Raw genomic sequence first — 20,900 nt, forward strand, 5'->3', positions numbered from 1 at the left:
CGGGCGGCCCTCGTGCGGGCGGCCCGTCGAGGAGGTGCGAGTCCCGATGCGCGTTCCCGTGGTGCAGCACGGCAGCCGACGGCGGAGTGCGCGGCGCTGGCAGGTGTGGTGGGGCGGGGGTGAAGTCCTCGTCACCGTGGGGGTGGTGCTGCTCCTGCTCGTCGTCCACCAGCTGTGGTGGACCAACCGGGAGGCCCGGCGCGGGGCCGAGCGGAAGGTGGAGGCGCTGGAGCGGCAGTGGGGGAACGGGGGTGGGTCGGGTGACGGGGGCGGCTCCGGTGATACGTCCGTCGCGCCCACGTCGCCGAGCGACGGGACCGGTGCTGGTGCCGGCGACGCCGACGGCACTGATCGGCGTACCACCGACACCCGGCAATCCACGCCCAGTTGGTCCCAGGCCTACGCCATCCTCACGATCCCCCGCCTCGGCCTCCGCGTCCCCGTAGCCGAGGGCGTCGGCAAGCAGGACGTCCTCAACAAGGGGTACGTCGGCCACTACCCGGGCACCCAACAGCCCGGCCAGGCAGGCAACTTCGCCCTCGCCGGGCATCGCAACACCCACGGCGAGCCCTTCCGGTACATCAACCGGCTGCGGGCCAAGGACGTGGTGGAGGTGGAGACGGCCGGGGCGACCTACACGTACGTCGTGGACAAGACGCTGCCGCAGACCTCGGCGCGGGACTCCGGGGTCGTACGGGCCGTCCCGCGTTCCCTCGTGAAGCCCAAGTACGGGTACAGGCAGCCCGGTTACTACATCACCCTCACCACCTGCACGCCCGAGTACACGTCCCGGTATCGGCTGGTGGTGTGGGGGAAGCTGGTGTCGATGCGGCTGCGGGCGTGACGCCCTGACTCACCCGAACCGTCAGCCCCGCTCCCGCAGCGCCAGCACCGCCCCCACCGCGACGACCGACAGCACCGCCGAGACCACCATCGCCACATTCGTGCCGTGGCCCAGGCCGCCGCCCGAGGACGTGACGATCGCGATCGTCAGGGCGACGCCGGCGCAGGAGCCGATGTAGCGGAGGGTCTGCTGGGCGCCGGAGCCCATCGCGGCGCGGGCCGCCGGGACGGAGTCCACCGCCAGGAGGGGCAGCGCCGCGTTGAGGAGGCCGCTGCCGATGCCGCTGAGGATCAGCCCCGGGAGCAGGCGCTGCCAGGAGCCGGAGTCGATCGCGCCCAGCATGGTCAGGACGCCGGCCGCGTGCAGGGCGAAGCCGACGGCCAGTTGGGGGCGGGCCGGGACGCGGCCCGAGAGGCGCTTGGCCTGGAGGGCGACCGTGAAGGACAGGCCGGACCAGAGCAGGAGCAGCCACGCCGTGTCCATCCCGGACAGGCCGAGCGTCTGCTGGAACACGGTCGGCATGAAGCTGAACAGGCCGATCACCGCGAGCCCCGTGAACAGACCGCCCGCGGACGAGGCCAGGAAGGGCCGGTGGCGCAGCAGGGACAGGTCGATCATGGGGGTCGCCGTGCGGTGTTCCAGGCGGGTGAAGACGGCCAGCAGGGCCACGGCCGCGAGGAACAGCAGGCCCACCTGCGGACGCAGCCAGCCGTCCCGGCCCAGCGTGAGCGCGGCCACCAGCGCGACCAGCGCCAGTCCGAAGGTCAGGGCGCCCAGGATGTCCGGGCGGCCGCCCCGCGGTGACCGCGACTCCGTCAGCCGCCGGGTCGCCAGGCCCGCCACCAGCACCGCCGCCGCGCCCAGGACGACGTACGAGACCCGCCAGTCGCCTATCGCGCCCGCCACCACCGGGCCCACCGCGATGCCGCCGCTCACGAACGCTCCCCACACACCCGTCGCGTGCAGCCGTCCGCGCGGACTCGGGAAGGCGTGCACCAGCAGGCCCAGGCTGCTCGCCAGGACGGCCGCGCTCGCCGCGCCCTGCGCGACCCGGGCCAGCGTGAACAGCAAGGTGGAGGAGGCCAGGGCGCCCAGCGCCGTCGTGATGCCCAGCGTCAGCGTGCCGGCCAGGAAGATCCGCCGGCGGCCGTAGTCGTCGGCGAGGCTGCCGGCGACCAGGAGGAGGGCGGCGAGGCCGAGCGGGGTGCCGTTGATGAGCCACGCCTGCGCGGAGACCGCGGTGTGCAGGTCGGCCGCCGTGTCCGGGAGCGTGACCAGCGGCGCGGTGTACGTCATCAGCGCCACGGCGGTCGCCGCGCTGGTCAGGGCGAGGGTGGCCCGTGGGTGCGGGGGCGCCTCGGCGGCGGGCGGGGCTGGTGTCGGGCTGATCGGCGCGTTGGCCGGTGCGTCGGTCGATGCGTCGGCCGATGTGTCGGCCCCCGTGAGGGTTCGTTCATTGAACCTTGTCATGTGGAGCACCGTAGCATCGTGGGTTCATTCATCGAACCAAGACGTCGAAAAGTCGCTACAGTGGACGCCATGGCACTCGGCAAGGACTACGCGACCCAGGAGTGCTCACTCGCCCGCGCCCTGGAGGTCATCGGCGAGCGCTGGACACTCCTGGTGATCCGCGACGCCCTCTACGGCGTCCGGCGCTACAACGACTTCCTCACCCACCTCGGCATCCCGCGCGCGGTCCTCGCCGCCCGCCTCCAGATGCTGACCACGGAGGGGCTCCTGGAGAAGCGCCGCTACCAGCAGTCGCCGCCGCGCGACGAGTACGTCATCACCGAGCGCGGCATCGCCCTGTGGCCGACGGTCCGCTCCCTCGGCCGCTGGGGCCGCGAGCACTTCAGCGAGACCCAGCTGCGCCGCTTCGAGCACGTCGACTGCGGCACCGAACTCGGGCCGTACGGCGAATGCCCCGCCTGCGGAGGCGTCGTACCCGTCGCGGACGTCGTCATGGTGCCGGGCGCCGGCCTCGACCCGAACCCGACGGACCCGGTCGGCCGCGCACTCCTCAAGCCGAAGCGACTGCTGGAGCCGATCGAGACGGTTCCTGTATAACGGCAGGGAGAGCAGCAGGAGTTCGGTTCGTACGGCGGACGTCGTGCGACGGATTTCGTACGAGGGATTTCGTACGACGGAAGGGGGAGGGCATGAGCAGGTACCGCGCGTTCCCGCGTCCCGCCTCCCTCGCCGCCCCCTTCTTCCTCGTCCTCCTGCTCCAGCTCGCCCTGCTCGACACCGGCAGTCTCACCGCGGCCGTCGCGCTCGCCGCCACCGCCGCAGTCGGTTCCGCGCTCGCCGCCTGTGCCCTGCTCACCGCGCGCTCCGCGCCCGCCGTACCGCCCACCCGGGTGCGTACGGCCATCCGGGACCGGGCCCGGCGTACGGCCTTCCTGCCGCAACGCGATCCCGACGCCAGGGGGCGCACCCGCCCCCGAGCCCCAGGACACGCCCTCCCGGCGACCGTCGCGTAGGGCAACTCTCTTATGTAGTCGCCCTCTTGGGTCGCCATGCCGCCATGTCCAGTTCCCGGCATGACCCTCGGAGGGCTCAACCATGTCTGTTCTCTCAGCGTTCGCCCAGGTCGTCGAGCAACTCGCCGACCTGCTTCAGCCGTTGTTCGGCGCCACTGCGGCAGCCGCCGCGATCGTCCTGTTCACCGCCTTGGTACGGCTGCTCGTCCATCCCCTGTCCAGGGCCGCCGCGCGCGGGCAGCAGGCCCAGGCCCGACTCCGGCCGCAGCTCGCCGAGTTGCGCAAGCGGTACGCGAAGCAGCCCGAGAAGCTCCAGCAGGCGGTGCTCGACCTGCATGCCGAGGAGAAGGTGTCACCGCTGTCGGGGTGCCTGCCGAGCCTTCTGCAACTGCCGGCGTTCTTCCTGCTCTACCGGCTGTTCTCGACCGAGGGGGACGCCCTGCTGTCCCACCGGCTGTTCGCCGCGCCGTTGGGTGGGCGCTGGATGGACGCCCTTGATGCCGGCGGGCTGTTCGGGGCCGCGGGGCTCGTGTACGTCGGCCTGTTCGCGGTGGTCGCGGCCGTGGCCGGCTTCAACTACCGGCGCACCAAGAGGACGATGGACACGGACGGCCCCGCGGCGTTGAAGGTCATGCCGTACATGTCCTTCTTCACGCTCGTCACCGTGGCGGTGGTGCCGCTCGCCGCCGCGCTGTACGTGGTGACCAGCACGGCGTGGAGTGCGGTGGAGCGGGCCGCGCTTTATCGATGAGCCGCGCAGACCGTCCGCCGTCGGCAGGGGAAGGCTACGGTCCAGTACGTGAACCAGCTCTTGCATACCGCACGCTGAGCTTGGAGGATCGACCAGTCCTCCGATGGCTGCACCCATCGGTCGACCGCACGCGATCGAGGGAGATGGTGACGATGAAGCTGCTGCGAGTCGGTACGGCGGGAGCGGAGAAGCCCGCGGTGCTCGACGCCGAGGGGGTCCTGCGGGACCTCTCGGGGGTCGTGGCCGACATTGACGGGGCGGTGCTCGCCGACGGCGCGGCGCTCGGTCGGATCCGGGCCGCCGCCGAGGGCGGTGAGCTGCCCGTGCTGGACGCGGCGGGGCTGCGGGTCGGGCCGCCGCTCGCGCGGATCGGCAAGGTCGTGTGCATCGGGCTGAACTACCACGACCACGCCCGTGAGACCGGGGCCCAGCCGCCCGCCGAGCCCGTCATCTTCTTCAAGGCGGCGGACACGGTGATCGGGCCGCACGACACCGTGCTGGTGCCGCGCGGGTCGGTGAAGACCGACTGGGAGGTCGAGCTGGCGGTCGTCATCGGGCGTACGGCCCGGTATCTGGAGTCCGCCGAGGACGGGCTCGCGCATGTCGCCGGGTACGCGGTGGCGCACGACGTGTCCGAGCGGGAGTTCCAGATCGAGCGGGGCGGGACCTGGGACAAGGGCAAGAACTGCGAGACGTTCAACCCGCTCGGACCGTGGCTCGTGACGGCGGACGAGGTGCCGGATCCGCAGGACCTGTCGCTGAAGCTGTGGGTCAACGGGGAGCTGAAGCAGAACGGCACCACGGCCGAGCAGATCTTCCCGGTGGGCGAAGTCGTGCGCTACGTCAGCCAGTTCATGACGCTGTACCCCGGGGACGTCATCAACACCGGTACGCCGGCGGGAGTCGCCCTCGGACAGCCCGAGCCCAAGCCGTACCTGCGGGCCGGAGACGTGGTGGAACTGGAGATCGCCGGCCTCGGCAGGCAACGACAGGAGTTCAAGAACGCGTAGGCGTTCCACCGGGTCGGCCGGGAAACAGCGGGTGGTGCGGGTGAGTTGTCGGCCGCAGGCCGTGCGTGGCTGGTCGCGCCCACGCGGCGGAGCCGCATGTCGACACAGCCCCGCGCCCCTGAAAGCCGAAGCACCGCCTCACTTCAGCAGGGCCGCCAGGCGGCGCCACGCCTCCCTCGGCAGGGTCTGGCGCGCGTTGCCGTCCACCACCTGGAGGGCCACATGGTCGGCCCCCGCCTCGTGGAAGGCGTCGACGCGCGCCCGGATCGCGTCGTCGTCGCCCCACGCGAACACCGCGTCGACCAGCCGGTCGCTGCCGCCGTCCGTGAAGTCGGCCTCCGTGAAACCGTGACGGAGGAAGTTGTTCGTGTAGTTGGGGAGCCCGAGGTAGGGGGCCAGGCTGCCGCGGGCCAGGGTGCGGGCCCGGGTCGGGTCCGCCTCCAGGACGACCTTCAACTCCGGTGCCAGCAGCGGTGCTTGCCCCAGGATCTCGCGGGCGTGGGCCGTGTGCTCGGTCGTGACGAGATACGGGACCGAGCCGGCCGCGCGCTCGCGGGTCAGTTCGAGGGACTTGGGGCCGAGGGCGGCGACGAGGCGGCGGTCGGCGGGGACGCCGGCCGCGTCCAGCGTGTCGAGGTAGGCGTTCAGCGCGGCGAGCGGCCGGCGGTAGCGGTCCGAGAGCCGGGCGTGGCTGACGCCGAGGCCCAGCACGAAGCGTCCCGGGTGGGCCGCCTCCACGTCGGTGAACTCCGCGGCGGCCGACGCCGCTTCGGCCTGCCAGATGCTCTGGATGCTGGTGCCGACGGTGATCTTAGAGGTGGCCTCGATCAGCGGCTGTGCGTTACGGGCCGTGCTGTTGCTGCCGAGCCAGACGGCGCCGTAGCCCAGCTGCTCCAACTCGGCGACGGCATCGGCGAGTTCGGCGCGCCGGCCGGGCTCCTCCGCACGCAGGCCGATGCTCCAGATGCCGTGGCGGCCGACGCGGTCCTTCAAGAAGTCGGTCATGGTCGCGGTCCCTCCGGTCGGTGAGATCTACGGCGGTCCCAACCGGAGGGGGACCCTCGATAATCCCCGGACCTAACGAAGTGTCAGCCCGAGCGGGGTATCGGCCCGAATCGAGTGTCAGCGCTTGAGGAACTCCTCCAGCGCCTCCACCACCATCCGGTGGTCCTCGAGCTGCGGCAGCCCGCTCACCGTCACCGAGCCGACGACGCCCACGCCGTCGACCGTGATCGGGAAGGAGCCGCCATGGGCCGCGTACTCGTCCGGGTCCAGACGGGAGGAATCCTCGAACGTCGTGCCCTTGGCGCGGAACCGGGCGCCGACCAGGTAGGAGGCGCTGCCGTAGCGCTCCACCACCCGGCGCTTGCGCGCGATCCACGCGTCGTTGTCCGGCGTCGAGCCCGGCAGCGCCGCGTGGAAGAGCTGCTGGCCCGCGCGGTGGATGTCGATCGCGACCGGCGCCTGCCGCTCCCTGGCCAGGTCGACCAGGAGCGAGCCGAGCGCCCACGCGTCCTCGAAGGTGAACCGGCTGAAGACCAAGTGGCGTTCCTGCGCCTCCAGTTCCTCCAGCGGCGGGGTGATCTCCGGTTGGAACTTCGGCGTGATCCCGGTGTTGTGCGTCACAGCGTCACCGCCACTCCGTCGCGGGCCGAACGACGCGCCGCCTCCAGTACGTCGAGAGCGGCCGCCGCCTCCACCGCGGTCACCGGGTTGGCGCCGCCGTCGGTGAGGGCCCTGGTCACGGCCGCATAGTACGCGGAGTAGTCGCCGGGAAGGGTCGGTACGGGGGTGCCGCCGCCGCTCAGCGGGGACTCGCCGGCGCCGAGCCGGCCCCACAGCTCCGCGGGCTCCGTGCCCCAGTCGGCGGTGGTGTCGGGGCGCCTGCCCTCGCGCAGGGCGGCCTCCTGCGGGTCGAGGCCGTACTTCACGTAACCGGCCTTCGAGCCCAGGACCCGGAAACGCGGGCCGAGTTGGGCGGTGGTCGCGGAGACGTAGAGGTGGGAACGGACGCCGTTCGCGTGGGTCAGCGCGATGAACGTGTCGTCGTCGGTCTGCGCGCCGTCGCGCCGGATGTCCGACTCGGCGTAGACCCGCGTGACCGGGCCGAAGAGGACGAGAGCCTGGTCGACGACGTGACTGCCGAGGTCGTAGAGCAGACCTCCGATCTCTGCCGGGTCGCCGGACTCGCGCCAGCCGCCCTTCAGCTGCGGGCGCCAGCGCTCGAACCGGGACTCGAAACGCCAGGCGTCGCCCAACTCGCCCTCGGCGAGCAGCGCTTGGAGGGTACGGAAGTCGTTGTCCCAGCGGCGGTTCTGGAAGACGGAGAGCAGCAGGCCGCGCGCCTCGGCCCGGGCCGCCAGCTCGCGCGCCTCGGCGGCCGTGCCGGCGACCGGCTTGTCGACGACGACCGGGAGCCCGGCGTCGAGGGCGGCGGTCGCCAGCGGGACGTGCGTCTTGTTCGGCGACGCGATCACGACCAGGTCCAGGTCGGCCGCGCGGGCGAACAGCTCGTCGGGCGTGGCCGCGATGCCGACGCCCGGGAACTCGTCGCGGGCCTGCTTCTGCCGCTCCGGGTTCGAGGTGACCACCGTGTCGAGCGTGAGGCCCTCGGTGGCGGCGATCAGCGGGGCGTGGAAGACGGAGCCCGCGAGACCGTAGCCGATCAGGCCCACGCGGAGGGGAGTAGCGGTAGCAGTCATGCCCTCCACTTTCGCAACGCTGTTGCCAAAGTGCAAGCGCGAGGGAGAATGGGGGTGTGGACGGGGCGAGGAGTTGAAGAGCGGTGGGCCGGAGAGCGGCGCGGTGACCGGCGTGGGGAGCGCTGCCGGCGGTGGAGTGAACCTGCTCGCCCTGCGCAGTCACAACAGTGCCCTCGTACTGGACCTGCTGCGCACGGCCGGCGCCGACGGCATCAGCCGGCTCGAACTCGCCGCACGCACCGGGCTGACCCCGCAGGCCGTCAGCAAGATCACGGCCCGGCTGCGCGACGACGGCCTCGTGACGGAGGCGGGCCGCCGCGCCTCCACCGGCGGCAAGCCGGCGACCGTACTGCGCCTAGTGCCGGAAGCGGGCCACGCGGTCGGACTGCACCTGGACCGCGACGAGCTGCGGGCGGTGCTGGTCGATCTGACCGGGGCCGTGGTGGGGGAGCGGCGCGCCTCGCTGGACCTGGGGGCGGGAGCGGAGGCGGTGCTGGGTGCCGTGGCGAGGGAGGCGGAGGCGCTGGTCGGGGGCGGTGGGTCCGTACTGGGTGTGGGGGTGGCCCTCCCCGGCCCTCTCGACCACACCAGCGGGGTCCTGCACCGCGTCACCGGGTTCCCCGAGTGGGACGGGTTCCCGCTGCGGGACGCGCTCGCGCGGCGGCTCGGGGTGGCGGTCGCCGTCGACAAGGACACGAACGCCGCCGCGCTCGGCCTCGCCGTCGGCGGTGAGCGCGGGTCCTTCGCCTACCTGCATCTCGGTACGGGGCTCGGGGCCGGCCTCGTCATCGGCGGCGCCGTGCACCGGGGCGCCCGCACCGGCGCGGGCGAGTTCGGGCATCAGGTCGTCCAGCTGGACGGGCCACGGTGCAGTTGCGGCAACCGTGGCTGCGTCGAGGCGCTGTGCCTGGCGGCGGTGGCGCGCGGCGACCTCGCGGAGGCGGCCCGCGTCCTCGGCACCGGCGCCGGCAACCTCGTCGCCCTGCTCGACATCGACCTCGTCCTGCTCGGCGGCCGTACCGTCACCACCACCCCGGAGCCCTTCGTACGAGGCGTGCGCGCCGTCCTCGACGAACGCGCCCGGCGCGTCGGCGAGCCCCCGGTCCCGGTCCGAGCCGCCGCCGGCGAGGTGGCCGAGGGCGCGGCCCAGCTCGTACTGGCAGGGATCTTCGGTCGCGCCGACGCGTGATGTCTCCGACGGTTCGGCAGGTGGGTGCGTGATCTCTCCGGCGGTTCGGCAGGTGGGCTCGTGATGGATTCGGCGGTACGGCAGGTGCCGGACTGGGCCGGGATCCGCCGAACGAACGGATTTCCCCCAGCCCCCGGAGCGGCGCCACCCAATACCCGTTTCCACCCGGCAGGGTCACCTGTCCATGCGACTGTGCACGCCTGTCCCCCTCTGCCTTGCAGCAGCCGCCACTCTTCTCTCCCTCTCCGCGGCACCACCGGCCGTGGCGGCCCCCAGCTGCGCCGAAGCCGCCCGCTTCCCCCTCACCACGCGCATCCAGAACGGTCCCGCCACCTACGAAGCCGGTGGCGGATACGGCCTCTGGGAGGTGCGGCTCACCAACACCACCGCCCGGACCTGCACGAACGTCCACCCGGTCGTCGTGCTCGTCGACGGGGCGCGGGCGTTGCGGCCGGCGCAGGCCCGGCTGGATTTCTACGAGGGGCAGCGGCCGCATCCCGTGCGGTTCGAGGTGAGTGACGAGGACGAGCTGGTCGGTGCCTTCGACGACGGGTTCGCGGGGTTCACCGTCGGCCCCCGCGGGACCGTCACCGTCAAGGTCAGGCTCGCGTTCACCTCGGACGCGGCGCCCGACGGTGTCACCGTGAACGCGGCCGTCGTCCAGCGGCACGACGAGGACGGCGACTGGGTCGGGCAGTCGAACGACTACCGGTTCGAGGTCGAGTCCGACCCGGCGGCCTCCGACCCCACGGACTCCGCCTCCGACCCGGCCGCGTCATCCGCCCCCGACTCCCGCCGCGACGAAGGTTTCCCCTTCACGCCGGAAGCCGAAGAACTCGCCCGCACCGGTCTCGGCACCCCGCACCGGACCCTCGCGACCCTCGCCGCCCTCCTCACCGCCGTCGGCACCCTGCTGCTGACCCGGAGGGCGTGGCGGCGCCGCTGAAACCGGGCGCGGTCCAAGAGGCACCGCCGAAGCACCCCGCACGCTCCGTCTGCGACGATCCTCGCGTGGACTACCCGAACGACCAGGCCCCCGGCGCCCCCGTCCGCTCCGGCATCCCGGAGCACGGCCGGATCCCGAAGTACTACGCGGTGAAGGCGCGGATCGACCGGCTCGTCGGTGAGCTGGGGGAGGGCGGCCTGATCCCCACCGAGCGCGATCTGTCCGAGCAGTACGGGGTCGCCCGCGAGACCGTCCGGCAGGCGCTGCGCGAGCTGGTGCTGGAAGGGAAGCTGCGCCGGCAGGGGCGCGGCACGGTCGTCGCCGGGCCCAAGCTCGCCCAGCCGCTCTCTCTCGCCAGCTACACGGAAGGCGTACGACGACAGGGCCGCACCCCCGGCCGCAGCCTGGTCACCCTCGACCGCTTCCCCTGCCCGGCCGCCCTCGCCGCCGAGACCGGCCTGGAACGCGGCGAGCCCGTCTGGCACCTGGAGCGCGTGCTGCTCGCCGACGACGAACGGGTCGGCCTGGAGAGCACCTACGTCGCCGTCGCCCGACTCCCGCACCTGGACACCGAGTTCGAGCCCGACTCCTCCTTCTACGCCTACCTCCATGAGCGCGGCATCGGCTTCGGCGACGCCGACGAGCGCATCGAGACCGTGCTGGCCACCCCGCGCGAGGCCCTCCTCGTCGGCACCCCGCCGGCCCTTCCGATGCTGCTGATCCACCGGATCTCCCGGGACACCGAGGGCCGGCCGCTGGAGCGGGTGCGGTCGCTGTACCGGGGGGACCGGTTCTCCTTCACCACGCATCTGCGCGGCTGAAAGCACCTCTCACCGCACCCGGTCGAGTATCACGAAAAGATAACGGGTCTAGCCCAAATGTGATGGCTCGTTCAGGCTCTCGTTGTCAGCCGGACCCTTCCGGTTCCCCGTGCGCGAGGAGCGTGACCGACGTGAGAGTGACAGTCGTAGGAGCAGGCGTGGTGGGCACCATGCACGCCTGGCAGGCAGTGGAACGCGGCCACGAGGTCGTGCAGATCGAGCGCGAGGCCGAGGCCCGCGGCGCCTCGCTGCGCAACTTCGGGCAGATCTGGGTGAGCGGGCGCGCAGGCGGGGACGAACTCGAAACCGCCCTGCGCGCAAGGGAGTTGTGGGAGGACATCGGCGAGCGCGTGCCCGGGCTCGGGTTCCGGGCCAACGGGTCACTGACCCCGCTGCGCGGTGCGTACGAACTCGCCGTCGCCGAGGCCGCCGTGGTCCGCGCCGACTCCGCCGCCCGGGGGCACAAGCTGCTCACGCCCGGCGAGGCCCGCGCCCTCAACCCCGCCCTGCGCGGTGCGTTCGACGCCGCCCTGTACTGCGAGCGGGACGCGGCCGTCGAACCCCGTACCGCTCAACTCGCCCTGCGCGCCGAGCTGTCGAAGTCCCCGAACTACACCTTCCTGCCGGGACGCGAGGTCCGTGACGTGGTCGGCCCCGGTGCCGTCCGCGACGACCACGGCGACGTGCACACCGCCGACGCCGTGGTGCTGTGCACCGGCGCCTGGCTCGGCGGCCTGGTGCGGGAGCTCGCCGGGCCCGAACTGCCCGTGCGGCGCGTGCGGTTGCAGATGATGCAGACCGAGCCACTGGGCGAACCGCTCACCACCTCGGTCGCCGACGCCGACAGCTTCCGCTACTACCCGGCCTACGCCTCGCCGGCCCTGGACGCGCTCAACTCCCGGCAGCCGCAGGCTCCGACCGCCGCCGAGCACCGTATGCAACTGCTGATGGTCCAGCGCGCCGACGGCGGCCTCACCATCGGCGACACCCACGAGTACGAGCACCCCTTCGCCTTCGACACCCTCGAAGATCCCTACGACCACCTCACCGAGGTCGTCGAATCCCTCCTCGGCCGCCCGCTCCCCAAGGTCCGGCGCCGCTGGGCCGGGGTGTACGCACAGTGCACCGAACCGGGCCGGGTCGTGCACCGGCAGCAGGTGCGCGACGGGGTGTGGCTGGTGACCGGGCCCGGCGGGCGCGGCATGACCTGCTCGCCCGCCATCGCCGAAACGACCGCGAACGAACTGGGCTGGTGACACCCGACATGACCGACAACACCGACGACATCCGTACGCCCGACATTCGTACGTCCGACATCCGTCTCGTCGTCCTCGACATGGCCGGCACCACCGTCGCCGACGGCGGTCTCGTCGAGCAGGCCTTCACTGCGGCGGCCCATCACCTGGACGCCGACCCCGACGAGATGATCGGCTACGTCCGCGCCACCATGGGCGAGTCCAAGATCTCCGTCTTCCGGCACCTGTTCGGCGAGGAGGCCAGGGCGCAGGAGGCCAACAAGGCCTTCGAGGCCGCGTACGCCGAACTCGTCGACGGCGGCCGGGTCGAGGCGCTGCCGGGCGCCCGCGAGACCATCGAGACGCTCAAGTCCCGTGGGCTCACCGTGGTGTTGACGACCGGCTTCGCGCGCACCACGCAGGACGCGATCCTGGCCGCGCTCGGCTGGCAGGACCTCGTGCCGCTCACGCTGTGCCCCGCCGACGCCGGGGGCCGGGGGCGGCCGTACCCGGACATGGTCCTCGCCGCGTTCCTGCGGACGGCGGCCGCGGACGACGTACGGCAGATCGCCGTCGTCGGCGACACCTCGTACGACATGCTCAGCGGGGTCCGGGCCGGGGCGGGTCTGGTCGCCGGTGTGCTGACCGGCGCGCACGACGCGGACGCGCTGCGGGCGGCCGGGGCGACCCAAGTGCTGGACGGTGTGGGGCAGTTGCCCGGAGTGCTCGCATGACCAGCGGCATCCGCTTCGACTCCGTCACGGTCGCCTACGACGGCACCGTCGTCCTCGACGCCCTCGACCTCAGCGTCGAACCGGGCGAGGTGATGGCGCTGCTCGGGCCGTCCGGGTCCGGCAAGACCACCGCGCTGCGGGCGGTCGCCGGGTTCGTACGGCCCGTCTCCGGGCGGGTGTTCCTCGGCGACCGGGACGTCACCGACCTGCCGCCGTACCGGCGGGGCATCGGGATGGTCGTCCAGCAGTACGCCCTCTTCCCGCACCTGCGCGTCGAGGACAACGTCGCTTTTGGGCTCAAGGCCCGGCGGATCGCCCGCGACGAGATACGCACGCGGGTCGGTGAGGCGCTGGAGATGACCGGCATGGCGGCCTACGCCCGCCGGCATCCACGGGAGTTGTCCGGCGGCCAGCAGCAACGGGTCGCGATCGCACGGGCGTTGGCGATCCGGCCGGAGGTGCTGCTCCTGGACGAGCCGCTCTCCGCGCTCGACGCGCAGCTGCGGTCCGGGATGCTGGCCGAACTCGCCCGACTGCACCGGGAGTTGCCGGACGTGTCGATCCTGTACGTCACGCACGACCAGGTGGAGGCGCTGACCCTGGCGGACCGGATCGCCGTCATGGACCGGGCGCGGTTGCAGGAGTGCGGTACGCCCAGGGATCTCTACCGGGCGCCGAAGAGCGAGTTCACGGCGTCCTTCGTCGGCAACGCGAATCTGTTGCCGGTCACGGTGGGGGAGCGGGGCGTGTTCTTCGGCGGGCAACGGGTCGAGGTGCGGGGCAGTGCGCGCGGGGAGGCCACTCTGTGCGTACGGCCGCACCGGGTCGGCCTCGGCACCGGACCCAATCAGCTCTCCGGGACGGTCGGCGAGGTCCAGTGGCGCGGGGCGACCCATCGGCTCCACGTCGATGTGGAGGGCCACCGGGTCATGGCGGACCTGGGGGAGTTGAGGAATCCACCGGCTCTGGGGGACCGGGTGACCCTGCACTTCGCCCCGGAGGATGCGGTGTTGCTGACGGCCGGAGCCACCCATGGTTAGAAGGTCGCTGTGGACGCTTCCCCCCATCGCCCTCCTCACCCTCTTCTTCCTCTACCCCCTCGCCCTCGTCGTCCAGCAGTCCTTCCAGCCCGACTCCGGCGGTACCTCCCTCCAGCCCTACGCCGATGTCTTCGCGTCGGAAGCGTTCCGGCACGCGCTCTGGACCACCGTCTGGATCGCCGTCGCGTCCACCGTCGGGTGTCTGGTCCTCGGGTTCGTGCTGGCCTTGGTCATCGCCTTCGTACCCTTCCCCGGGGCGAAAGCCGTGGCGCGGTTCATCGACGTGTATCTGTCCTTCCCCTCCTTCCTCATCACCCTGGCCCTGCTGTTCATCTACGGCACGACCGGCGTCATCGGGTCCTTCCAGTTCCTGACCACGCCCTGGGGCGTGCTGCTCGCCGAGGTCACCTACTTCACGCCCTTCGTGATGCGCCCGCTGCTCGCCGCGTTCTCGCAGCTCGACACCGCGCAACTGGAGGCCGCGTCCAGCCTCGGCGCCCGCGCGCCCCGCATCGTCCGGCAGGTGATCCTGCCGGAGGCGTTGCCCGCGCTGGCGGCCGGCGGGAGCCTCGTACTGGTCCTGTGCCTGAACGAGTTCGGGATCGTCCTCTTCACCGGCGCCAAGGGGGTCACGACCCTCCCGATGCTCGTCTACAGCAAGGCGATCCTGGAGTCCGACTACCCGGGCGCCTGTGTGGTCGCCGTCGTCAACGTCCTGATCTCCGTGGGTCTTTACGGCCTCTACCGGGTGGTGAGCCGTCGTGCTGGTGCATAGCCGCGGGGCCAAGTGGGCGGTGTGGGCGGTGTTCCTCGTGCTCTTCCTGCCTCTGTTCGCCCTGCCCCTCCTCGTCGTCCTCGGCGCCTCCTTCGCCACCCACTGGTCCGGCGCCCTGCCCTCCGACCTGACCACCGCCAACTACCGCACCGCCACCCGCGGCGAGGCCCTCCAGGCGCTCACCACCAGCCTGGTCACCGCCCTCACCGCGAGCCTCCTCGCACTGACCGTCGGCACCTGGGCCGCGCTGGCCGGGGCGGCCCTGAAGAAGGGCCAACGCCGGGTCCTGGACGCCCTGTTCGTGCTCCCGGTCGCCGTGCCCTCGGTGGTCGTCGGACTGTCGGTCCTCGTCGCCTTCTCCAAGCCGCCGCTCCTCCTCAACGGCACCCGGTGGATCGTGATCCTCGCCCACACGGTGCTGGTGACCGCGTTCGCGTACCAGTCGGTGTCGGCGGCGATCACCCGTCTCGACCCGGCCTACGAGCAGGCCGCCGCCTCCCTCGGCGCCCGGCCCGCCTACGTGCTGTGGCGGGTCCGCCTGCCCCTGCTGCTGCCTTCGCTGACCGCCGCCGCCGGCCTCTGCTTCGCCCTGTCCATGGGGGAGTTGAGCGCCACGATGATGCTCTATCCGCCGGACTGGACCCCGTTGCCCGTCCTCATCTACGCGGCCACCGACCGCGGCGCCCTCTTCACCGGCTCCGCCGTCGCGGTCGTCCTCATGGCGGCGACCCTGATCGCCCTGTTCGCCGTCTCCCGCATCCGCAACCGAGCTTCGTACCGCTGATCCGGAACCGCTGATCCAACACCCGTACCCACGCAAGGAGTCAGCCTCGCCATGCCCAGAAACGCGCTCAAGATCTCCGTAGCCCTCTCCCTCCTCGCCACCCCGCTGCTGTCCGCCTGCGGCGGCACCTCGGCCGCCTCCGACGAGAAGGTCGTCACTGTCTACAGCGCCGACGGACTCAAGGGCGAGAACGGCGACGGCTGGTACGACACCGTCTTCAAGGACTTCCAGAAGCAGACCGGCATCAAGGTCGAGTACGTCGAGGGCGGTTCCGGCGAGGTGGTGCAGCGCGCCCTGCGGGAGAAGAGCAACACACAGGCCGACGTGCTGGTCACCCTCCCGCCGTTCATCCAGCAGGCCGACGGCAAGGGCCTGCTCCAGAAGTACGAGCCCAAGGGCGCCGAGTCGGTCGGCGGCGCCGACAAGTCCGCCGACGGGACATGGACCTCCGTCGTCAACAACTACTTCGCCTTCGTCTACGACAAGGGGCAGTTGAAGCAGGCGCCCACGACCTGGGACGAGCTGCTCGACGGCCGGTACAAGAACAAGCTCCAGTACTCGACCCCGGGTGTCGCCGGTGACGGAACCGCCGTACTGATCAAGGCGATCCACGACTTCGGCGGCAAGGACGCGGCCCTCGCCTATCTGAAGAAGCTCCAGTCCAACAACGTCGGCCCGTCCGCCTCCACCGGCAAGCTCGCGCCCAAGGTCGACAAGGGCGAACTGCTGGTCGCCAACGGCGATGTGCAGATGAACTACGCCCAGTCCAAGACCATGCCGAACCTCGGCATCTGGTTCCCGGCGAAGGCGGGCGGCAAGCCCACCACGTTCGCGCTGCCCTACGCCGCCGGCCTCGTCACCAAGGCACCGCACAGCGCGAACGGCAAGAAGCTCCTCGACTTCATGCTCGGCCGCGCGGCCCAGCAGCAGGTCAGCGAGATCGGCGGCGGCTTCAGCGCCCGCACGGACGTCAAGGCCGTCGACGCCAACGCCGTCGCGCTGACCAAGCTGATGGCCGGCGTGGAGATCTTCACGCCGGACTGGAACGACATCGACGAGAACCTCACGTCGTACGTCGAGGACTGGAAGTCCGCGACCGGCAGCTGACGGCGGACTGGGCGGAGTCCTGACTTGCGGCAAGGCCTAGGCTGGGGGCGTCGGCACGGCGCGGTACCGGCGCCCCCCGCCTCACGCTCGTACGCAACGCCAGGAGACACGCACATGGCAGACCGCAGGCCCATCGAGTCCTGGCTCACCGACATGGACGGTGTGCTCATCCACGAGGGCGTGCCGATCCCCGGCGCCGACTCCTTCCTGAAGAGGCTGCGCGAGTCCGGCAAGCCCTTCCTGGTGCTGACCAACAACTCGATCTACACCCCGCGCGACCTGCACGCCCGGCTGCGGCGCATGGGCCTGGACGTGCCGGTCGAGTCGATCTGGACCTCGGCCCTGGCCACCGCCCAGTTCCTGGACGACCAGCGGCCGGGCGGCTCGGCGTACGTGATCGGCGAGGCGGGCCTGACCACCGCCCTGCACGACATCGGGTACATCCTCACCGACCACGAGCCGGACTACGTCGTCCTCGGCGAGACCCGCACGTACTCCTTCGAGGCCATGACCAAGGCGGTCCGGCTGATCGACGCCGGCGCCCGATTCATCTGCACCAACCCGGACGAGACCGGGCCCTCCGCCGAGGGCGCGCTGCCGGCGACCGGCGCGGTGGCCGCGCTGATCACCAAGGCGACCGGCAAGCAGCCGTACTTCGCCGGCAAGCCCAACCCGCTGATGATGCGCACCGGGCTCAACGCGATCGGCGCCCACTCCGAGACCAGCGCGATGATCGGCGACCGCATGGACACCGACGTGCTGGCCGGCATGGAGGCCGGGATGCAGACCTTCCTCGTCCTGACCGGCCTGACCCGGCCGGAGCAGATCGAGGACTTCCCGTACCGGCCGTCCAAGGTCGTCGACTCCATCGCGGACCTCGTCGACCGGATCTGAAACCCCGGCACACCCGTACGGAGCAACAGGACCCCGCTGAGGATGCGGGGGCCGCTCCCGAGGAGGAGTCTCCAGATATCTGGAGGTTCACGATGGGTTCAGCAAAGGTCACTCTCGGTGCGGCCGCGGTACTCGTGGCCGTCCTCACCCCGACGGCGTACGCGCAGGACGGCGGCATCGCGATCCGCCCGGCCTCCCCGGCTCCGGGCGCCGATGTCGCCGTACGCGTGGACGGCTGTGGGCAGCGGACGGCGACGGCGGTCTCCGCGGCCTTCGTCGCGGACGCGAAGCTGACCGGCACCGGCGGCACACTCGTCGGGGAGACCCGCGTCCGTTCCGCACTGAGCGCCGGCAGCTACGACGTGAAGGTCACCTGCGGCGACACCGAGCGCAAGGGCAGGTTCACCGTCGGCGGCGGTACGGCGGAGCCCACCGCGCCCGCGTCGCCCGTCGCCCCCGTCCACGCGGGCGGTGGCGGCACCGCGCACCTCGCCGCCGTGGACGCCGACGCCCGGGCCGCCGGGCCCGGTACGGCGCAGGCGGTGACCGGTCTCGTGCTGGCCGGGATCGCCGTCGCGGCCGTGGCGCTGCTCGGCGCCCGCCGGAGCCGCGGAACGGGCTGACCATGTCCGACCACGAGCGTTCCAGCGGCTCGGGACGGCTGCTGATGGGCCTCGCCTGGGCGCTGCTGCTCCTCGGGCTGTGGCTGTGGGGGCGGCAGGTCACCGACATACGCCAGGGGATATCCGCGCCGACCACCGGTGACATGGCCGCCGTCGGACGGCCGCCGGAGGTCGAACTGCCGCCCGCGGCAAGCCCGTTGGGCGACGCCCTGCCGCAGCGCGTGGACATCCCCGACCTCGGTGTGCAGGCGCCGGTCGTGGCCCGCGGCCTCGACGGACAGGGCGCGATCGACCCGCCGCCCTTCGACCAGGCGGGCGTCGTCGGCTGGTACGCGGCCGGCGCGAAGCCGGGCGCCAAGGGGACCGCGCTGCTGGTGGGGCACGTCGACACCGAGACCCGGCCGGCCGTCTTCTACAAGCTCAGCGCGCTCGAGCCCGGCGAGACGATCCGGGTGATCCGCGCCGACGGCAAGGTCGCCGAGTTCACCGTCGACGACGTCACGGTGCTGAACCGGACCGGCTTCGACGCCCAACAGGCCTACGGACAGCGCGAGTCGGGCCGTGCCGAGCTGCGGCTGATCACCTGCGGTGGCACCTTCGACCGGACCAGCCGCAGCTACACGGCCAACGTGATCGTGTCCGCGTATCTCACGGGGACCGGCCTCTGAGCGGGCGGCTCGTGCGCATGAGGCACCGGCTCGACAGGGCTCGATCGACTCACGCCGGATCTCTGCCGGCACCGGGCCCTGCCTCTGATGGCACCTGAGCCCGGTCGACGACCCGCTCCCCCCGAAAAAGCCGTCGACCGGGCCGGTCCTCGACCGCGCTCGCACGGGCTGCGGGAGTAGCCCGGCGACCGCGCGGGAGGCTTTGACCGACCGGGGGCCCGGGTCGTCTGGGACGACTCTAGAACGGATGAGCGCCCGGGCCTAGGGGCTGTTCGACGCCAAGTCCCCGACCGGTGGCTCTCGGTCATCCACGCAGGTGGTATGAGCCGTTACACCTGCCCCGGCCCGGACGGACCCTGAGCCTCGGCGCGCAGCTCCGCGTCGGCCACCGCCCCGTCGACGACCGCGCCCGCGACCTGGTCCATGGTCAGCCGACGGCGCCGCGCGTAGCGCCGCAGCGCCGTGAAGGCCTCAGTGGTGCCGGTGTTCCAGCGCTCGGCGAGCATGCCCTTGGCCTGTTCGATCCGGATACGGCTGGACAGCGCCTCCTGCAACTGCGCCGACAGCGTGCGGTACCGGGAGTACCCGCGATGGTTGACCAGCCCGACGGCCGCCGCGTCGGCGAGTGCCTGTGCGACCGACAGCTTCGGCTCCCAGCCGTCGTTGCCGCCGCCGGTGCCGTCCGCCGCGAACACGTTGAGCGCGCCGAGCGCCGTCCCGCGCCGGCGCAGCGGTACCGCGAACGTGGTCGTGATGCCGTGGTCGAGCGCGACGCCGGTGAAGGCCGGCCAGCGGGCGTCCGCGTGCGCCGCCCGCACGGAGACCGGTGCGACCGGGCGCCCCGAGCCGTGGCTCTCCAGACAGGGCCCGCTGTCGGACTGGGCCCGCAGCAGGTCGAGCGCGACCTCCCGTGCCCCGCCGCTGCCCGCCAGCGCCACCGTCCGCTCCCCGTCGACGAGCATGATCCCGGCCGCCCGCGTGGCCAGCAGCTCCACGCAGTGGTCGGCCACCCGCCGCAGATGGACCGTGGCCTCGAAGTCCTCGGCGAGTGTGTCCGCGGCCTCCACGAGCGCTGCCGCCAGCCGCAGTTCCCGGGTGGTGTCGTGCATGACCGCGCACTCCCTTTCCCTGAACGCCCGCCCCTGCCGCACACCTACCCCACCATGGGTGCTGTAACAGCTCCCCGACAAGGCTCGGGCGATCTCGTGGCCGTGGCGTGGCGTATGTCAGGATTGACACTTGGAACGGTGCACCCAAGGGGGAGTTGGATGTACGGCAGCAGGGGGGCCGGAGTGAGGGCTTCCGCGACAGTGCTGGGGGCGGCACTGATCATCGCGGGATGTTCCTCCTCATCGGACGACGGCGAGCAGGACGGCGCCGGCGCCACCATCACTCAACAGCCCAAGGAGAGCGACCCGTTCTGGGTCAACCCCGACGGCAACGCGGCCCAGCAGGTGGCCGCCTACGCGAAGTCCGGAAAGGACAAGGACGCCGAGCAGATCCGCAAGATCGCCGAGCAGCCGACCGGTGAGTGGATCGGCCCGGAGAACCCGAAGGACGAGGCACAGGGCTTCACGGAGGCCGCCGACAAGGCCGGCCGCACCGCGCTCCTGGTCCTCTACAACATCCCGCACCGCGACTGCGGCCAGTACTCACAGGGCGGCGCCGCCGACGGTGACGCCTACCGGGACTGGATCGACGGGGTCGCCGCGGGCATCGGCGACCGCGCGGCCACGGTCGTCCTGGAGCCGGACGCCGTACTGCACCTGGTCGACGGCTGCACCCCGGACGAGTTCCACGAGGAGCGCTACGACCTCCTCAAGGGCGCCATCAGCAAGCTCACGTCACTGAAGTCCACGAAGGTGTACCTGGACGCGGGCAACGCGGGCTGGGGCCACCCCGACGAGATCTTCGAGTCCCTCCAACTGGCGGGCGTCGAGGACGCCGACGGCTTCGCCGTCAACGTCTCCAACTTCTACTCCACCAAGGACTCCATCACCTACGGCAAGCAGCTCTCCGGCAAGGTCGGCAACAAGCCCTTCGTCATCGACACCAGCCGCAACGGCAACGGCCCCTACACAGGCGGCGACGAGGACGAACGCTGGTGCAACCCACCGGGCCGCGCCCTGGGCGAGACCCCGACGACCAAGACGTCGGACGACCTGGTGGACGCGTACCTGTGGGTCAAGCGCCCGGGAGAATCGGACGGCGAGTGCAAGGGCGGCCCGAAGGCGGGCGAGTGGTGGGCGAGTTACGCACTCGCCCTTGCCAAGGGCAGTAAGTAGTCGTGGTCC

The 20,900-nt window shown here is 71.9% G+C and carries 23 protein-coding genes; 18 read left to right on the top strand and 5 right to left on the bottom strand.

Features of this window, described 5'->3' with window-relative positions; translation table 11 throughout:
* Nucleotides 1-46 precede the first annotated feature (46 nt).
* Nucleotides 47-844: a class E sortase gene (locus ACWD5F_RS28385; protein ID WP_451258495.1), complete on the top strand. Its 798-nt coding sequence runs from the start codon at nucleotides 47-49 to the stop codon at nucleotides 842-844.
* Between the two features lie 21 nt (nucleotides 845-865).
* Here ACWD5F_RS28385 and ACWD5F_RS28390 read toward each other — a convergent pair whose 3' ends face one another.
* Complete coding sequence (locus tag ACWD5F_RS28390; RefSeq protein WP_451258497.1) at nucleotides 866-2,314, bottom strand: MFS transporter; 1,449 nt, start codon at nucleotides 2,312-2,314, stop codon at nucleotides 866-868.
* A 69-nt stretch (nucleotides 2,315-2,383) separates the two neighbouring features.
* Here ACWD5F_RS28390 and ACWD5F_RS28395 point away from each other — a divergent pair, with 69 nt between their 5' ends.
* The 4 genes from ACWD5F_RS28395 (at nucleotide 2,384) to ACWD5F_RS28410 (ending at nucleotide 5,088) form a co-directional block, all read left to right on the top strand.
* The gene (locus ACWD5F_RS28395) at nucleotides 2,384-2,911 is read left to right on the top strand and encodes a winged helix-turn-helix transcriptional regulator (protein WP_401726954.1); all 528 of its coding nucleotides are present in this window, start codon (nucleotides 2,384-2,386) and stop codon (nucleotides 2,909-2,911) included.
* Between the two features lie 92 nt (nucleotides 2,912-3,003).
* Entirely contained in the window at nucleotides 3,004-3,327 is a 324-nt protein-coding gene (locus ACWD5F_RS28400; protein ID WP_451258499.1) for a DUF6412 domain-containing protein, read from the top strand.
* Nucleotides 3,328-3,409: 82 nt separating this feature from the next.
* On the top strand, nucleotides 3,410-4,078 hold the full coding sequence (locus ACWD5F_RS28405) for a YidC/Oxa1 family membrane protein insertase (RefSeq protein WP_451258501.1): 669 nt from the start codon (nucleotides 3,410-3,412) through the stop codon (nucleotides 4,076-4,078).
* Between the two features lie 152 nt (nucleotides 4,079-4,230).
* Nucleotides 4,231-5,088 (top strand): fumarylacetoacetate hydrolase family protein, encoded by an 858-nt coding sequence (locus ACWD5F_RS28410; RefSeq protein WP_451258503.1) that lies wholly within the window; start codon nucleotides 4,231-4,233, stop codon nucleotides 5,086-5,088.
* 138 nt (nucleotides 5,089-5,226) lie between these two features.
* Here ACWD5F_RS28410 and ACWD5F_RS28415 read toward each other — a convergent pair whose 3' ends face one another.
* The 3 genes from ACWD5F_RS28415 to ACWD5F_RS28425 all read right to left on the bottom strand — a co-directional run bounded on the left by ACWD5F_RS28415 (nucleotide 5,227) and on the right by ACWD5F_RS28425 (nucleotide 7,790).
* Entirely contained in the window at nucleotides 5,227-6,093 is an 867-nt protein-coding gene (locus ACWD5F_RS28415; protein WP_451258505.1) for an LLM class F420-dependent oxidoreductase, read from the bottom strand.
* Between the two features lie 117 nt (nucleotides 6,094-6,210).
* The gene (locus ACWD5F_RS28420) at nucleotides 6,211-6,714 is read right to left on the bottom strand and encodes a heme-degrading domain-containing protein (protein WP_401726946.1); all 504 of its coding nucleotides are present in this window, start codon (nucleotides 6,712-6,714) and stop codon (nucleotides 6,211-6,213) included.
* Nucleotides 6,711-7,790 (bottom strand): Gfo/Idh/MocA family protein, encoded by a 1,080-nt coding sequence (locus ACWD5F_RS28425; protein ID WP_451258507.1) that lies wholly within the window; start codon nucleotides 7,788-7,790, stop codon nucleotides 6,711-6,713. The genes ACWD5F_RS28420 and ACWD5F_RS28425 overlap by 4 nt, the downstream gene beginning before the upstream one ends.
* 112 nt (nucleotides 7,791-7,902) lie before the next feature.
* Here ACWD5F_RS28425 and ACWD5F_RS28430 point away from each other — a divergent pair, with 112 nt between their 5' ends.
* From ACWD5F_RS28430 to ACWD5F_RS28485, 12 genes are all read left to right on the top strand, one after another.
* Nucleotides 7,903-8,979 (top strand): ROK family transcriptional regulator, encoded by a 1,077-nt coding sequence (locus ACWD5F_RS28430; protein WP_451258509.1) that lies wholly within the window; start codon nucleotides 7,903-7,905, stop codon nucleotides 8,977-8,979.
* 184 nt (nucleotides 8,980-9,163) lie between these two features.
* Entirely contained in the window at nucleotides 9,164-9,925 is a 762-nt protein-coding gene (locus ACWD5F_RS28435) for a hypothetical protein (protein ID WP_451258511.1), read from the top strand.
* A gap of 65 nt (nucleotides 9,926-9,990) precedes the next feature.
* Nucleotides 9,991-10,746 (top strand): GntR family transcriptional regulator, encoded by a 756-nt coding sequence (locus ACWD5F_RS28440; protein WP_451258513.1) that lies wholly within the window; start codon nucleotides 9,991-9,993, stop codon nucleotides 10,744-10,746.
* 131 nt (nucleotides 10,747-10,877) lie between these two features.
* Complete coding sequence (locus ACWD5F_RS28445) at nucleotides 10,878-12,002, top strand: TIGR03364 family FAD-dependent oxidoreductase (RefSeq protein WP_451258515.1); 1,125 nt, start codon at nucleotides 10,878-10,880, stop codon at nucleotides 12,000-12,002.
* Between the two features lie 8 nt (nucleotides 12,003-12,010).
* A complete protein-coding gene (locus ACWD5F_RS28450; protein ID WP_451258517.1) occupies nucleotides 12,011-12,715 on the top strand; it encodes a phosphonatase-like hydrolase in 705 nt (234 codons plus the stop codon).
* Nucleotides 12,712-13,755 (top strand): ABC transporter ATP-binding protein, encoded by a 1,044-nt coding sequence (locus ACWD5F_RS28455; RefSeq protein ID WP_451258519.1) that lies wholly within the window; start codon nucleotides 12,712-12,714, stop codon nucleotides 13,753-13,755. Before ACWD5F_RS28450 ends, ACWD5F_RS28455 begins: the two co-directional genes overlap by 4 nt.
* On the top strand, nucleotides 13,748-14,530 hold the full coding sequence (locus ACWD5F_RS28460) for a 2-aminoethylphosphonate ABC transporter permease subunit (protein ID WP_451258521.1): 783 nt from the start codon (nucleotides 13,748-13,750) through the stop codon (nucleotides 14,528-14,530). The genes ACWD5F_RS28455 and ACWD5F_RS28460 overlap by 8 nt, the downstream gene beginning before the upstream one ends.
* Nucleotides 14,517-15,314, top strand: a complete 798-nt coding sequence (locus tag ACWD5F_RS28465; RefSeq protein WP_451258523.1) for an ABC transporter permease — start codon at nucleotides 14,517-14,519, stop codon at nucleotides 15,312-15,314. The genes ACWD5F_RS28460 and ACWD5F_RS28465 overlap by 14 nt, the downstream gene beginning before the upstream one ends.
* A 51-nt stretch (nucleotides 15,315-15,365) precedes the next feature.
* Entirely contained in the window at nucleotides 15,366-16,421 is a 1,056-nt protein-coding gene (locus ACWD5F_RS28470; protein WP_451258525.1) for a 2-aminoethylphosphonate ABC transporter substrate-binding protein, read from the top strand.
* A 114-nt stretch (nucleotides 16,422-16,535) separates the two neighbouring features.
* Complete coding sequence (locus ACWD5F_RS28475; protein ID WP_401726928.1) at nucleotides 16,536-17,315, top strand: HAD-IIA family hydrolase; 780 nt, start codon at nucleotides 16,536-16,538, stop codon at nucleotides 17,313-17,315.
* A 92-nt stretch (nucleotides 17,316-17,407) separates the two neighbouring features.
* On the top strand, nucleotides 17,408-17,938 hold the full coding sequence (locus ACWD5F_RS28480) for a hypothetical protein (RefSeq protein ID WP_401726926.1): 531 nt from the start codon (nucleotides 17,408-17,410) through the stop codon (nucleotides 17,936-17,938).
* A 2-nt stretch (nucleotides 17,939-17,940) separates the two neighbouring features.
* Nucleotides 17,941-18,606 (top strand): class F sortase, encoded by a 666-nt coding sequence (locus ACWD5F_RS28485; RefSeq protein WP_451258527.1) that lies wholly within the window; start codon nucleotides 17,941-17,943, stop codon nucleotides 18,604-18,606.
* A 329-nt stretch (nucleotides 18,607-18,935) separates the two neighbouring features.
* On the opposite strand, the gene ACWD5F_RS28490 is transcribed toward ACWD5F_RS28485, so the two are convergent.
* On the bottom strand, nucleotides 18,936-19,715 hold the full coding sequence (locus ACWD5F_RS28490) for a GAF and ANTAR domain-containing protein (protein WP_451258529.1): 780 nt from the start codon (nucleotides 19,713-19,715) through the stop codon (nucleotides 18,936-18,938).
* A 159-nt stretch (nucleotides 19,716-19,874) separates the two neighbouring features.
* Between ACWD5F_RS28490 and ACWD5F_RS28495 the strand changes: the two genes are divergently transcribed.
* Nucleotides 19,875-20,891, top strand: a complete 1,017-nt coding sequence (locus ACWD5F_RS28495; RefSeq protein ID WP_451258531.1) for a glycoside hydrolase family 6 protein — start codon at nucleotides 19,875-19,877, stop codon at nucleotides 20,889-20,891.
* The last annotated feature ends 9 nt before the right edge of the window (nucleotides 20,892-20,900 follow it).

This window comes from Streptomyces sp. NPDC002499, from assembly GCF_053595415.1.